The sequence below is a fragment of the Bacillus australimaris genome (assembly GCF_001307105.1).
Classification (GTDB): domain Bacteria; phylum Bacillota; class Bacilli; order Bacillales; family Bacillaceae; genus Bacillus; species Bacillus australimaris.
Window position 1 is genome coordinate 69,309 of record NZ_LGYN01000001.1, and the last position, 12,338, is coordinate 81,646.

At 40.5% G+C, this 12,338-nt stretch carries 16 protein-coding genes; 6 read left to right on the forward strand and 10 right to left on the reverse strand.

Going from position 1 to position 12,338, the window contains the following annotated elements:
* Window positions 1-8: 8 nt before the first annotated feature.
* From AKG37_RS00290 to cdaS, 3 genes are all read right to left on the reverse strand, one after another.
* Window positions 9-587, reverse strand: coding sequence for a superoxide dismutase family protein (locus AKG37_RS00290; protein ID WP_060697063.1), 579 nt, complete (start codon window positions 585-587; stop codon window positions 9-11).
* A 77-nt stretch (window positions 588-664) separates the two neighbouring features.
* Window positions 665-1,975, reverse strand: coding sequence for a peptidoglycan endopeptidase (locus tag AKG37_RS00295; protein WP_060697064.1), 1,311 nt, complete (start codon window positions 1,973-1,975; stop codon window positions 665-667).
* A 404-nt stretch (window positions 1,976-2,379) separates the two neighbouring features.
* Window positions 2,380-3,006, reverse strand: coding sequence for a sporulation-specific diadenylate cyclase CdaS (cdaS, locus tag AKG37_RS00300; protein WP_060697065.1), 627 nt, complete (start codon window positions 3,004-3,006; stop codon window positions 2,380-2,382).
* A gap of 83 nt (window positions 3,007-3,089) precedes the next feature.
* Between cdaS and AKG37_RS19245 the strand changes: the two genes are divergently transcribed.
* Together AKG37_RS19245 and AKG37_RS00305 are read left to right on the forward strand one after the other, a co-directional pair.
* Window positions 3,090-3,215 carry a hypothetical protein gene (locus tag AKG37_RS19245; RefSeq protein ID WP_008359993.1) on the forward strand — a complete coding sequence of 42 codons (126 nt, stop codon included), beginning with the start codon at window positions 3,090-3,092 and terminating at the stop codon, window positions 3,213-3,215.
* 59 nt (window positions 3,216-3,274) lie between these two features.
* Entirely contained in the window at window positions 3,275-4,636 is a 1,362-nt protein-coding gene (locus AKG37_RS00305) for an MATE family efflux transporter (RefSeq protein ID WP_060697066.1), read from the forward strand.
* A gap of 34 nt (window positions 4,637-4,670) precedes the next feature.
* Here the strand turns inward: AKG37_RS00305 and bshB2 are convergent, their stop codons facing one another.
* The 4 genes from bshB2 to rarD all read right to left on the reverse strand — a co-directional run bounded on the left by bshB2 (window position 4,671) and on the right by rarD (window position 6,973).
* The gene (gene bshB2 / locus AKG37_RS00310) at window positions 4,671-5,336 is read right to left on the reverse strand and encodes a bacillithiol biosynthesis deacetylase BshB2 (protein WP_060697067.1); all 666 of its coding nucleotides are present in this window, start codon (window positions 5,334-5,336) and stop codon (window positions 4,671-4,673) included.
* 18 nt (window positions 5,337-5,354) lie between these two features.
* Window positions 5,355-5,705 (reverse strand): YojF family protein, encoded by a 351-nt coding sequence (locus AKG37_RS00315; RefSeq protein ID WP_060697068.1) that lies wholly within the window; start codon window positions 5,703-5,705, stop codon window positions 5,355-5,357.
* Window positions 5,702-5,983, reverse strand: coding sequence for a hypothetical protein (locus AKG37_RS00320; RefSeq protein WP_060697069.1), 282 nt, complete (start codon window positions 5,981-5,983; stop codon window positions 5,702-5,704). The genes AKG37_RS00315 and AKG37_RS00320 overlap by 4 nt, the downstream gene beginning before the upstream one ends.
* Before the next feature lie 78 nt (window positions 5,984-6,061).
* Window positions 6,062-6,973 carry an EamA family transporter RarD gene (rarD, locus tag AKG37_RS00325; protein WP_060697070.1) on the reverse strand — a complete coding sequence of 304 codons (912 nt, stop codon included), beginning with the start codon at window positions 6,971-6,973 and terminating at the stop codon, window positions 6,062-6,064.
* Between the two features lie 86 nt (window positions 6,974-7,059).
* Here rarD and AKG37_RS00330 point away from each other — a divergent pair, with 86 nt between their 5' ends.
* Window positions 7,060-7,533: an Hsp20/alpha crystallin family protein gene (locus AKG37_RS00330; protein ID WP_060697071.1), complete on the forward strand. Its 474-nt coding sequence runs from the start codon at window positions 7,060-7,062 to the stop codon at window positions 7,531-7,533.
* A gap of 40 nt (window positions 7,534-7,573) precedes the next feature.
* On the opposite strand, the gene AKG37_RS00335 is transcribed toward AKG37_RS00330, so the two are convergent.
* Together AKG37_RS00335 and AKG37_RS00340 are read right to left on the reverse strand one after the other, a co-directional pair.
* A complete protein-coding gene (locus AKG37_RS00335; protein WP_060697072.1) occupies window positions 7,574-7,795 on the reverse strand; it encodes a hypothetical protein in 222 nt (73 codons plus the stop codon).
* 75 nt (window positions 7,796-7,870) lie between these two features.
* Entirely contained in the window at window positions 7,871-8,203 is a 333-nt protein-coding gene (locus AKG37_RS00340) for a winged helix-turn-helix transcriptional regulator (RefSeq protein WP_060697073.1), read from the reverse strand.
* Between the two features lie 141 nt (window positions 8,204-8,344).
* Between AKG37_RS00340 and AKG37_RS00345 the strand changes: the two genes are divergently transcribed.
* From AKG37_RS00345 to AKG37_RS00355, 3 genes are all read left to right on the forward strand, one after another.
* Window positions 8,345-8,962 (forward strand): nitroreductase family protein, encoded by a 618-nt coding sequence (locus tag AKG37_RS00345; RefSeq protein WP_060697074.1) that lies wholly within the window; start codon window positions 8,345-8,347, stop codon window positions 8,960-8,962.
* Window positions 8,963-9,199: 237 nt separating this feature from the next.
* Window positions 9,200-9,403, forward strand: coding sequence for a DUF3311 domain-containing protein (locus tag AKG37_RS00350; protein WP_060697075.1), 204 nt, complete (start codon window positions 9,200-9,202; stop codon window positions 9,401-9,403).
* A complete protein-coding gene (locus AKG37_RS00355; protein ID WP_060697076.1) occupies window positions 9,403-10,896 on the forward strand; it encodes a sodium:solute symporter family protein in 1,494 nt (497 codons plus the stop codon). The genes AKG37_RS00350 and AKG37_RS00355 overlap by 1 nt, the downstream gene beginning before the upstream one ends.
* A gap of 38 nt (window positions 10,897-10,934) precedes the next feature.
* On the opposite strand, the gene AKG37_RS00360 is transcribed toward AKG37_RS00355, so the two are convergent.
* Window positions 10,935-12,320 (reverse strand): S41 family peptidase, encoded by a 1,386-nt coding sequence (locus AKG37_RS00360; protein WP_060697077.1) that lies wholly within the window; start codon window positions 12,318-12,320, stop codon window positions 10,935-10,937.
* Between the last annotated feature and the right edge of the window lie 18 nt (window positions 12,321-12,338).

Here is a 12,338-nt window from a genome sequence, read left to right on the forward strand (position 1 = left end):
GACTTCTGTTATTTTACCATTTCTTTTGTAATCGCTCCGCAAGCGATACGTTTCCCTGAATTCCCAGAAGGGTTACTTAAGTAATCATCGGCTTCTGCATGAATGATAAAGCTTCGCCCATTTTGATCGATTAATTGATTTGGGCCTCCCTTTAGCGTCACATCCGGCACATTTACAACAACATCAATTTGTCCATCTGCCCCTACCTCTAAATTAGGCATATCTCCAGCATGATGCCCTTTTGGATTGTCAAAACCATGCTCTCTATGAGTTGGATTAAAGTGCGACCCTGCCGTTTCAAAATCTGGCGCCTCACACATTCCTGTTTCGTGTATATGGAAGCCGTGTGGACCTGGCGGCAGTCCTTTCGCTTTCACATGTAAATCCAGCCCGCTTTCTGAGGATTCTCTTATTTCGATGTTTCCTATTTTTTGCCCGCTTTCGTTTATGAGTGACGTGTTGACTGAAGCTTGTTTAGGTGCTGCAACTTCACTAGTTTCTTCTGTCGTTTCTTTTTTCGGTGGTGCATGACATGCTGTTGTGACGAAAACAAAACACATCAAGATCATCCACACTGACTTTTTCATGTATGACTGCCCCCTTTTGTTATCAGTATGGACAATCTCAACAGCGGGCAAACAAAAAAAGCCGAAATTCGGCTTTTTTAGAAGAAACGTTTCGCACCTAAGTAGGCTTTTTTCCAATATGGGTTGCTTAAGTTCGAGATCCCTACTCCATTGTCACTTGCATGAAGGAAATCTCCTCCGCCAAGGTATAGGCCCATATGAGAAGGACCCGCTTTGTATGTTGTAAAATAAACAAAATCTCCAACTTGTGGTGTGCTTACAGAAGTCATCATATTCCAGTAACCTGCTGTGCTTAATCTGGATACAGATGACACTTTGTTAATGAGATAGTAAACAAAGCCGCTGCAGTCAAATCCTGCTGGTGTATTACCGCCCCATCTGTAAGGAACGCCTGTCAGCTTTTTCCCTTCTTGGATCATTGTCGTGATCTTTGCATTCATAGGTACATCATTTTTGTTATTGTTGACCGGTGTTGTTGAACCGTTAGATGTAGAACCATTCGATCCAGTTGAGCCGGAAGCTGCCCCATTAATTTTTAATACTTGTCCAATTCTAAGCACATCACTTTTCAAGCTGTTGACTGTGCGGATAGATTGAACCTGCACTTTGAATTGATTCGCAATTTTCCATAACGAATCGCCTGATTTTACAGTATAAGATGTTGTTTTCCCGCTAGAAGACTGGTTACTGTTTGAATTGCTTGGTTTAGTAGGTTTCGACTGACTTGGTTTTGAAGCAGCTGTCCCTTTTACTTTTAACACTTGATTCGTATAAATCACATCAGATTTTAATCCGTTCAATGTTTTAATTTCAGCAATCGTCATATTTAACGAATTCGCAATTTTCCAGAGAGAATCCCCTAATTTGACCTTGTATGTACTTGATGATGAAGAACTAGTTGAATTAGTTGTCTTATTGCTTGAAGATGAGTTTGAATTTGATGACTGGCTACCGCTCGTCTTCGTGCTTCCAGATACCTTTAGCTTTTGACCAGGTCGAATCAGGTCACTATTTAAGCTGTTTAGGCTTTTTAAGCTTGCAACTGACATTTTATGATTTTTTGCAATCAGCCATAAAGAATCTCCAAGCTTTACAGTATAGCTGGAAGTCGTTGAAGCACTTGATTTCGTTGCTTTTGACCCTGTTGATGAGCTGGATTTTTTGCTTTTTGCACCAGGAATTTTTAAGCTTTGTCCTGCAAAAATCATCGTTGTTTTTAATTGATTAAGAGATTGAAGCTCCGAAATACTTGTATTGTACTGTTCGGCAATCTTCCAAAGTGAGTCACCGCTTTTCACCTTGATCGTCTGTGCTTCTGCCGGTGCAGCAAAAACCGCTGAGCCAGCGATCGCTGAAACTGTGAGGCCGGTTACTACTTTTTTCTTCATAGAGGAATCTCCGCCTTTCATGATTTTGTTCAATAAGACCTATGTACTAGTTTTGAGTTTAGCATTTAATGGTTCTGCTTCTCTTGCACTATTTTATCTTTATTTCTATTATATTACTCGACATGAAGACGTTGGGCAATAACAAATAGGCTAAAGCAGCCAACTCAAAATGCTAAAACAAAGCCATATCGTTTCTATCGGCTGTTTGTTGTATTTATAAACCTTTTTTAAGGAATTTTTAAGTTGACGTTTAGAAATTTGTCAAAACAAGCACGCTGCTAGTTTCATAGTTCTATTCTACATGACAAATTTTTCTGTATCAAATGACTTTTTACTTAATTGGCTGTTTTTTCTCCGCAAATGAAAAAAGCATCCTTCCGAATGAAGAATGCAGCGGTTCGTTGTTATTTTCTTATTTCCGGATCTTTTACGGTAAGCGGATAAAGCACTCCTTCTTTCGCAAACGACATTTTTCCCGTTTCTTCTGATACGACAAGAACAAGTGCATCGGTCATACCAGAAAGTCCGATTGCCGCCCTGTGCCTTGTGCCAAGAGAAGGACTGACTTTTTTTGATGTGAGCGGCAGCACATTTGCAGCGGAAACAAGTGTATTTTCTTTGACTAAAAGAGCACCATCATGCAGTGGATTTCCTGGGTAGAAAATGCTCTCTATTAACGATGCACTAATTTTCGCATGAAGGTTTGTCCCTTTTTGAATAAAATCCTCCACCTCATCCCGCCTTTGAATCACAATAAGTGCTCCATGCTTTTGTTTTGATAAGTTCTCAATGGCTAAAGAAAATTGGGCAAAGCCCGGTGTGAATTCTTCCATATACGCTTGTAGATAAAACGATGAAGCCTCTGCATGCATTTCGTTAAACTCATCATGCAGTGACTCAAGCTCACAAAGAAGACACTGCTCTATCTCATCAAGAGAATCGATGATGCCACTTGCATCCTTCATAATTTTCATCAAATGTGTTCTCATGTCTGCTTTAAATAGCACTTCTTCGTTCGTACGATGGATCATTCTGATCTTTTCCCTCCTTCTTTCACTTGTTGTCATAAAATAGAAAATTGTGCACATTCTATTTGTATGGAGGTGAGCTTAATATGACCATTCAGAAAATCATTCAATATGCTTGCAGCATTTTAGGTGTTGTCAGTCTTTCTTTTATTTATGCCCAAATGTTTAAAAAAACGAAGCCATCTAAGAAAAATAATCCGACGGAGAATTGATTTTTTTACATAGCATGATATAATTCCTCTCGTTATTTCTGTTCAGAGAGGAACTTGTGATGAGAGAAACAAATAGCATTCGAGCAAAGCTGACACTATTTTTAACTATTTTGATTCCGATTTTAATCACTCAAGCAGGTCTATCGCTTATTACATTTTTAGACACAGTGATGTCTGGAAAAGTGAGTGCAGAAGACCTTGCAGGTGTCGCGATCGGTTCTAGTATTTGGACACCTGTTTATACAGGACTTGCCGGTATATTGATGGCCGTTACTCCGATTGTGGCTCAGCTGATGGGCGGAGGGCGGAAGGAAGATGTTCCTCGGGCTGTCTTTCAGGCGATCTATTTATCGTTTCTTTTAAGTATCGCTGTGATTGCCATTGGTACAATCAGCGTTCCTTACATATTAGGAGGACTTGGACTCGAGCACTCCGTAGAGGCTATTGCCCGGCACTTCCTCAGCTTTCTTGCTTTTGGCATCATCCCGCTGTTTGGTTATTCGGTGCTACGGTCATTTATTGATGCATTAGGGAAAACACGTGTGACGATGTTCATCACGCTCACAGCACTGCCTATTAACTTTGTTTTAAATTATGTATTTATTTTTGGGAATTTCGGTTTTCCAAAGCTTGGCGGAGCGGGGGCTGGTCTTGCATCTGCAATGACGTATTGGGCCATTTTCATCATGAGTATTTGTATTGTCATCAAAGCAGAACCATTTGCCTCATTTCGCTTGTTTCAAAAACTGCCTCAAATCAATCTTTCCCGTATAGGGCAAATACTGAAAATTGGGCTTCCTATCGGGTTTGCGATCTTTTTTGAAACGAGTATCTTTGCAGCAGTCACGCTGTTAATGGGCCACTTTGATACCATTACAATCGCAAGTCACCAGGCTGCGATGAACTTTGCTTCTATCCTATATATTTTACCGCTTAGTATCTCAATGGCGTTAACGATTGTTGTTGGGTTTGAAGCGGGGGCTAAAAGGTATAAAGATGCGCAAAGCTACAGCTATATCGGCATTGGAACTGCGGTTTTATTCTCATTATGTACGGCCGCACTCATCTTATTATTTAGACCAGATATCGCCGGTTTATATACAGCTGAATCGGCTGTTTTACAGATGACACAGCACTTTTTGATTTACGCTATATTTTTCCAGCTTTCAGATGCGATTGCTGCACCAATTCAAGGGGCTCTGCGGGGCTATAAAGATGTGAACTATACACTCATTGCAGCGTTTGTTTCCTATTGGGTCATCGGTCTTCCTGCCGGCTATTTGATCGGCACATATACCACATTTGGAGCATTTGGTTATTGGATAGGACTGATTGCCGGGCTTGCTGCAGGTGCTATCGTCCTCTTTATCCGACTCAGGTTAATTCAAAAACGTCAACTTCAACATGTATCTACGACATAAAAAAGCAGCTGATCTATATCAGCTGCCTTTTTATTTAATCATTCCATTGGTACGTCCAGAAAATTTCTTCGTCGAACCATTTTTGGACGACTGGTTCTTTGTTTTTCAGCTTCTGTTCAAGCTCTCTCAGCATACCTTCTGTTTGCGTTCTATGCGCTCTCAGTGCATTTAATTTGATATTTGCAACATCTGTAATATCAATGACAATATCCGCATTTCCGAGCACTTCTTCTCTATTTCTCGTAATGGCCATGCAGTATGTCGCAGGACGGTCTTCTTTTTTCTTACGGTATAGAGCACGAATGACAGCTTCGCCTGTCGCATCATGATCAGGGTGTACACCATGTCCTGGATAAAACGTGACAATGAGTGTAGGTTTGACTTCATCAATGATATTTTCCATCACATCTGCCAAATACTCATCATCTTCAAATTCCAATGTTTTATCACGTAGTCCAAGCATACGCAAGTCAGTGATATCCATTTCTTTGCAGGCGTTGATTAATTCCTGTTTTCTTAATTCAGGAAGTGTTTCACGGTTGGCATAGGTTGGGCTGCCCATATTTCTGCCCATTTCCCCAAGTGTCCCGCACGCATACGTGACAGGAATTCCGCGTTTTCTGCTTTGCGCAATAAGACCTGCAACCCCAAAGGATTCATCATCGGGGTGAGGCAGCATCACTAATACATGTTCGTTCATGACTCGTCACCCTTTCTTCTACACCTGAAATGGTGTTTCACTAATTTGTAATGAGATCGCTAGTTTCCCGTCTGGCAAGTGCCCTGCTAATAGCAGACGGCCTTGGCCATCAAACACATAATCGGTTAATCCTTCTGCGTAAATCCAGCCATCTTCAGTTTTCATTCCCACACGGTATGGGCCTTGTCCTTTTATTTTCGCCTGTGAATAGACGACTTTTGCATTGCGGATATATGCCACAACCGTCATGTTTTGCTCGTTTACATGAGCTGAATAAGAGCCAGTTGTCGTTTCAAGATGAACAAAGACTGGACGATTTAAAAACGATTCAAGATGTGCGGTGACATCTTCCGTTTGAATTGGTTTCATGAGTGGTTCCTTCCTTCATTTTGAATTAATTCACGCAGCTTTTTTGTATGTAAGCTGATCAGCTGCAGCTGATGATCATGCTCAAGCTCACTTTCTAATATTCTCTCCACAGCGAGCACGTACTTTTGGTGTAATGATTTTCTCGCCCGCGGATGGGTGCGTGCATCGAGTAAATCATCACTTATTGCCTCGTGTAAAGAAGACATATCATCCACTTCAAGCTGGCGATTTTTCCATAAAGATTGATAGGCCGCTGCAAGTTCATTAGCTGAAGACATGTGATCACCTCTACTGTATTGGTAACAACTTATTATGACATGATCCGCCTTCAAAAAAAAGCAAACTGCTCGTTTGGCTTAATGAGAATTCGCTGTTTTTTTCATACGTAATTGAGAGGTGGTAAACAGTAAAATTGCCACCCAAATACAAAGAAACGTCACAATTTTAGCTGCTGATAAGTGTTCATGATACACAAACAGTCCTAAAAACAGCGTAATCGTCGGTGCAATGTATTGCAAAATGCCCACTTGATAAAGAGGAATTCTTTTTGCACCTTCTGAGAATAAAAGCAGCGGCACAGCTGTAAAAACGCCTGCAAAAAACAAGAGACCGAGCGACCCGAAGCTGTTAGCATTCATTGTCACTACAGGTTCTTTTAGGAAAAATAATAAGTACACAAGTGCTGCTGGTGCTAAAAGAAGCGTTTCTATCGTTAAACCAATCGCGCTCGTAAAGCTCATTCTCTTTTTAATCAATCCATAAAAACCAAAGCTAAAGGCTAATACGAAAGCAACGACAGGAAATGCCCCGTATTGAACCGTTGAAAGGATCACCCCAGCGGCAGCAATGAGAATGGCAATGGTTTGCAATTTATTCAGCCGTTCTTTCAAGAAAATGATCCCTAATAGGACGGATACAAGCGGATTAATATAATACCCTAAACTCGCTTCGAGCATAAGATCATGATTGACCGCCCAAATGTACACATACCAGTTGACCGATATTAAAATAGCAGATAAAAGTAATGAAAAAAATGCTTTACCATCCAGCAGGAGACCCTTCACTGTCTGCATCGCTGGGCGGACTTGTTTTAAATACAAAAGAATACCGCACATAAAAACAAATGACCATATTATTCTGTGCGCTAAAATTTCGCCTGACGAAATATGCTCCATCAGCTTCCAATATAACGGGAATAATCCCCATAGTGTAAAAGATGCTGCCGTATAGAGAACACCTTTTGATTGTTGTTCGTTCAATGTAACCATTCCTTTCTAAATCTATCGTATATTATAGCACGCTCTCAGATGAATGGGCATATACTAATTCAGGGCATTTAGAAAGGATGATTCGCATGTTCGACTGGAACCGATTATTCCCTTTTCAAAAGCAATTTTCAAAAGAAGCCTTAAAGAATTCAGACCCTAAAGACGTTGAGCAGTATGTCAATCAAGTAATGGAAAGTGTATTCGGCTCCAATTATCCTGCTCAGTTCCCATTTCAGGACCCCCTTTCTCAACAACAAAAAACGAGAGAAACAGACGTCAAAAAAGAAAAAGAGCCGGAAGTCGAAGTGTTTGAAACAACTGATCATGTATTTGTCAAAATTGAGCTCGCTCGTCCCAATACAGAAAAAGTAAAAATCAAACATACAGCCAATCTGCTGTTTATTGATCATTTTCCTGAAGAGGACGCGCAGAAAAAAGTCGTCCTCCCTGCTGCTGTGAAACGAAAAGGAACGAAGGCTTCGTATCAAGACGGCATTTTGGAAATTATGTTTTTAAAGCACGATGATCCAGGGATTTCTGAAATTGATATTCCATTATAAAAAGCCTGCTTTGAAATGGAAGCAGGCTTACTCTTTTTTCTTAATAGTATGGTGGATATCCGCCGCCATAAGGTGGTGGAGCAGGCGGTGGTGGTGGTGGCGGGTAATATGGACGGGGATAATTAAAAATCGCACTTCCTAGAAATCCGCCAAGCAGTCCGCCGACTAAAGGAGCGCCAAAACCAAAAAACAAAGGGACTCTGGATTCATATGGCGGAATGCCAGGGGCGCCGCCTCGAAAATACGGAGTATGAGGGTACATGCATTTCTCCTCCTTTGTCATGTGCCTAACATCAGCATATTCATCAGGAGTCAAAACGTTTGGGCAAACCTGAAACTAGGCTTGCTCCTTTTTTTCATCAGAGCCTATATACTCCCCTGCCCAGCGAGATACTTCATGAAACACAACATTTAACGCATTTCCTTTTTCAGTTAAACAGTAAATGACTTTGACAGGCGTCTCAGGCAGTACAGTTCGCTCTATAATTCCTTCTTGCTCTAGCTCTTTTAAACGCTCTGCGAGCATTTTTTGACTGATAGATGGGATCGTGTCTGTGAGGTCTTTAAAGCGCTTGGGACCATCAAGCAATACATGAATAATGAGACCGTTCCACCTTTTGCCTAAAAGTAAAAAAGCTTGCTGAATGTGTGGACATAATTGGAATTCCATAAATTTCAGCCTTTCTTTTCATGATTGTTTGACAAACTAACGGTATACAATTTAAAATATATCTCTAGTTACAATAAGTAAGTTTCTCACTTTTTTAGTTATTGTACCATACTATTTGCAAAAACGGGAGGAAATATCCATATGGCGACTGATCAAAAAACGATCGACATTTTAAAACAAAGAGCTTCAGTAAAAGAGTATGATACTACTCATGAGATGACAAAAGAAGAGTTAACTGAACTTCTTAATATCACAACAAAAGCACCATCTGCTTGGAACCTACAGCATTGGCATTTCACTGTTTTCCATAGTGCTGAAGCAAAAGCAAAATTACTTCCAATCGCTTATAACCAAAAGCAAGTATCACAGGCATCAGCTGTTATTGCTGTACTAGGTGACCTAGAAGCCAACCAAAATGGCGAAAAAATCTACAGTGAGCTTGCAGAACAAGGCTTCATTACTGAAGACATTAAAGAAACATTGATGACTCAAATCAATGGCGCATATCAAAGCGAGCAATATGCACGCGAAGCAGCGTATTCAAATGCTTCATTAGCTGCTATGCAATTAATGATTGCTGCAAAAGCAATGGGCTATGACACATGTGCAATGGGTGGTTTCAGTAAAGATGCGTACATCAAAGAATTCAATGTAAGTGGACGCTACGTGCCAGTCATGCTGATTTCAGTTGGGAAAGCAGCGAAAGAAGCTCATAAAAGCAATCGTTTCGACATCGAAGAAGTTTCTGATTTCCTTTAAAAATTGGCAAAGTCTCAGCTCTCATGCTGGGGCTTTTTTATTTGCTTTAAATATTATTCCTCCATACTTTTTTTAATCTCTCCCCTCTTTTCATCTCCATTCATCGTCCTTTTTTAGAATGAAAGCGTTATATTAGTATGATATTCATCAAAATGATTGTTTTTTCAGAAAATGGTCTTGTGATCTAATCTGACAACTGCTATTATTATGAAATTACAAAATATTCAGGAGGAAATCATGAATAAAAAATTGATGCTGGCACTACTTATAGCGATTCCATTCATCGGACAGCTCGCACTGCTTCCCTTTGCGAATCGCATTCATCCATTTGTCATTGGGCTACCCTTTTTCCATTTCTGGCTCTTACTATGGATTGTTCTCACACCAATTTGCACATTTATTATTTACAAGATGCAACATTCAAACGGAGGAACTAACTAATGCAAGGAAATTTAACAGCTTTATTGATTACTGCAAGTATTATTTTTATCGTCGTGGTCATCGGATTTGCCGCTGGTCGTGACAAGTCATCAAGACAATCAGTGGAAGAATGGTCTGTCGGCGGGAGAAAATTTGGCGGACTGCTTGTCTGGTTCCTCGTTGGCGCAGACTTATATACAGCCTATACCTTTTTAGGGCTTACCAGTACAGCTTATACAGCTGGAAGCGTCGCTTTTTTCGCTATTCCCTATTCAGTTTTAGCTTATTTTGTTGCTTATTTCTTCTTACCGAAACTATGGACGGTGGCGAAAAATCACAACCTCACAACGCTTGCTGATTATGCACGTGAGCGGTTTGACAGCAAGCTGTTATCCAGTTTGATCGCAATTGTTGGAGTACTTATGCTGATTCCTTATATTTGTCTTCAGCTGAGCGGGATTCAAGATACATTAACTGTCGCTGGAACTAGTTATATTAATGTGAATGCAGTTGTTATTATTTCATTTATTTTAGTCGCACTTTATACATTTTTCAGCGGGATTAAAGGTCCTACTTATACAGCCATTATTAAGGATATTCTCGTTTGGGTCATCATGCTGTTTATGGTGGTCTCACTGCCAATCATTCACTTTAACGGCTGGACACCGATGATGAATACGTTAGCCAAAGAAGCGCCTCAGCTTCTAACGATTCCTGATGGCGGACCAAAAGGTATTTTATGGTTCATTACTGCTTCGGGGGTTTCTGCCCTAGCTTTGTTTATGTGGGCACACGCGGCAACTGGGGTTTTTACAGCCAAAAGCGCAGATGCGATCCGTAAAAACAGCATGTTTTTGCCTCTTTATAACATCGTATTGATTTTGGTTATCTTCCTTGGATTTATTGCCTTTTTAGTCTTGCCAGAAGATACGAATCCAAGATTTGCTCTTCTTCATTTAATTCAAACGTCGTATGGCGGCGTGATGCAGGGACTTGCTTATTCAACAATTGCACTAGCCTCTCTCATTCCATGTTCAATCATGGCCATTGGTGCATCGAATTTATTTGCTAATAATTTATACCGTGACTTAATTCATCCGAATGTGTCACCAAAAAGATTGACCATCATTACACGTTCGATGGTATTTATCGTCATCGGACTGGCTCTTTTATTTGGGATGCTGTTCCCAACTGCACTGGTCACGCTTCAGCTCATTGGCGTTTCAGGTATGGTTCAAATCTTCCCTGCCATTGCCATCAGCTTGTTCTGGAAAAAGCAATCAAGAGAAGCCACGATTGCCGGATTAGTTATTGGTATCATCGTCACCTTCTCAGCGAATATCTCACATGTGACGTTCGGTCTTTATGAAGGTTTTCTTGGTTTACTAGCAAACGTTGTGGTCATCTTGATTTTGAATCCATTCTTCCAAAAGAAGGTCACATCCAATTCTGTCATGAATGATCTATTTGAAAAGGATCACGACAAAACAGAAGCAGTCACAAACGAGGTGTAAGATAAGAAAAAGCAGTCCCTTGATGGGGACTGCTTTTTTTATTTCATTTGTTTTTTCAAGATTTCAATGGCTTTTTTCATTTGCGTATCGTTGTTCTTTAGCTTATCTTGGATTTTTGTCATCAGTACGGTCGTTGTATCTCCAGTCAGAATACCGTCTGCCTTCAGAGCGTTGTCTGTTTGGAAGCTTTTGACGATTGACTGGAATGCTTGATCAAACTCACCGTTTGCTTTTGCTTTGTAGCCAAGCGCTTGGAACATTTTTTGAGCCGCTTTGACTTCATCTCCATTGTCATTCAGTTCATACGTTTTTTTCGGGCTTAAGTAAGGCAGCTTTGCATAGCTTGGGAGAGCTGCTTTGACCTGTGGTTCGATTCCTTTTTTGTGAATCCAGGAACCGTCTGGAGTCAGCCATTTTGCAATGGTTAACTTGACACTAGAACCATCATTATAGCTTTGCGCATTTTGAACAGTTCCTTTACCAAACGTCTTTTCACCAACGATTTGAATGCCTGAAGATTGATGAAGAGCCGCCGCCATAATTTCAGCAGCGCTGGCTGATCCGCCATTTACAAGAACAACTGCCGGCTGATGGACTTTGCGTTCTTTTTCAGCCTTGTACACTTGTTTCTTCCCTTTTTCTTCAACCTGCATGATGACTTTCCCTTTATCGATAAAGTCATTGCTCATTTCAATGGCTTCTGTCATGATGCCGCCTGGATTATCTCTCAGGTCAATGACAAAGCCTTTTGCCCCTTTTTTCTTGAGGTCATCAATTGCTTTATCTAACTCTTTCGATGTCGTTTCAGCAAAGGACGTAATTTGGATTTCTCCTATTTTGTCTTTTGTGAGTTTTGCATACACCGTTTCAAGCGGAATGGTGTCTCTTGTGATGGTCACATCTACATTGCCAACCCCTTGACGATTGAGATGGAGTTTGACATCCGTTCCTTTTTTCCCTCTGATAAGAGAGACTGCTTTATTGACCGACATTCCTTTTGTGCTTTTTCCATCCACTTTTAAAATATGATCATGAGGTTTTAAACCAGCTTTTTCAGCAGGAGAGCCTTTAATCGGTGCGACAATTAAAATTTGTCCATCCTTTTCTTCTACTTGTGCACCAATTCCTTCAAATGAAGAAGAAATGGTGTTATTAAATCCTTCGGCTTCCTCTTGATCCATATATGTAGAGTATGGATCATCAAGTGATGCAATCATTCCTTGTATCGCACCATCTACTAGTTTTTGATCATCCGTTTTTTCGTAATACTCATCCTTTACCTTCGTATATGCAGCCATGAGCTTACTAAACTTCTCGTCTCCTGAGACGCTGACAGCCCCTTGTTTTGTGATGACAAATGTAATCGCTGAGGACAGTGCAGCAGTCACCAGAATGGCGATCACGAACTTAAATTGCTTTTTCAAAAAAACACCACCTTTATC

Coding starts and splice junctions, on each gene's coding strand:
- AKG37_RS00320 (WP_060697069.1), bottom strand. CDS start 5,983: ATGTCTTCAGCTAATGAACTTGCAGCGGCCTATCAATCTTTATGGAAA.
- AKG37_RS00350 (WP_060697075.1), top strand. CDS start 9,200: ATGAATAAAAAATTGATGCTGGCACTACTTATAGCGATTCCATTCATC.
- AKG37_RS00330 (WP_060697071.1), top strand. CDS start 7,060: ATGTTCGACTGGAACCGATTATTCCCTTTTCAAAAGCAATTTTCAAAA.
- AKG37_RS00340 (WP_060697073.1), bottom strand. CDS start 8,203: ATGGAATTCCAATTATGTCCACACATTCAGCAAGCTTTTTTACTTTTA.
- AKG37_RS00290 (WP_060697063.1), bottom strand. CDS start 587: ATGAAAAAGTCAGTGTGGATGATCTTGATGTGTTTTGTTTTCGTCACA.
- cdaS (WP_060697065.1), bottom strand. CDS start 3,006: ATGATCCATCGTACGAACGAAGAAGTGCTATTTAAAGCAGACATGAGA.
- AKG37_RS00345 (WP_060697074.1), top strand. CDS start 8,345: ATGGCGACTGATCAAAAAACGATCGACATTTTAAAACAAAGAGCTTCA.
- rarD (WP_060697070.1), bottom strand. CDS start 6,973: ATGGTTACATTGAACGAACAACAATCAAAAGGTGTTCTCTATACGGCA.
- AKG37_RS19245 (WP_008359993.1), top strand. CDS start 3,090: ATGACCATTCAGAAAATCATTCAATATGCTTGCAGCATTTTAGGTGTT.
- AKG37_RS00335 (WP_060697072.1), bottom strand. CDS start 7,795: ATGTACCCTCATACTCCGTATTTTCGAGGCGGCGCCCCTGGCATTCCG.
- bshB2 (WP_060697067.1), bottom strand. CDS start 5,336: ATGAACGAACATGTATTAGTGATGCTGCCTCACCCCGATGATGAATCC.
- AKG37_RS00355 (WP_060697076.1), top strand. CDS start 9,403: ATGCAAGGAAATTTAACAGCTTTATTGATTACTGCAAGTATTATTTTT.
- AKG37_RS00305 (WP_060697066.1), top strand. CDS start 3,275: ATGAGAGAAACAAATAGCATTCGAGCAAAGCTGACACTATTTTTAACT.
- AKG37_RS00295 (WP_060697064.1), bottom strand. CDS start 1,975: ATGAAGAAAAAAGTAGTAACCGGCCTCACAGTTTCAGCGATCGCTGGC.
- AKG37_RS00315 (WP_060697068.1), bottom strand. CDS start 5,705: ATGAAACCAATTCAAACGGAAGATGTCACCGCACATCTTGAATCGTTT.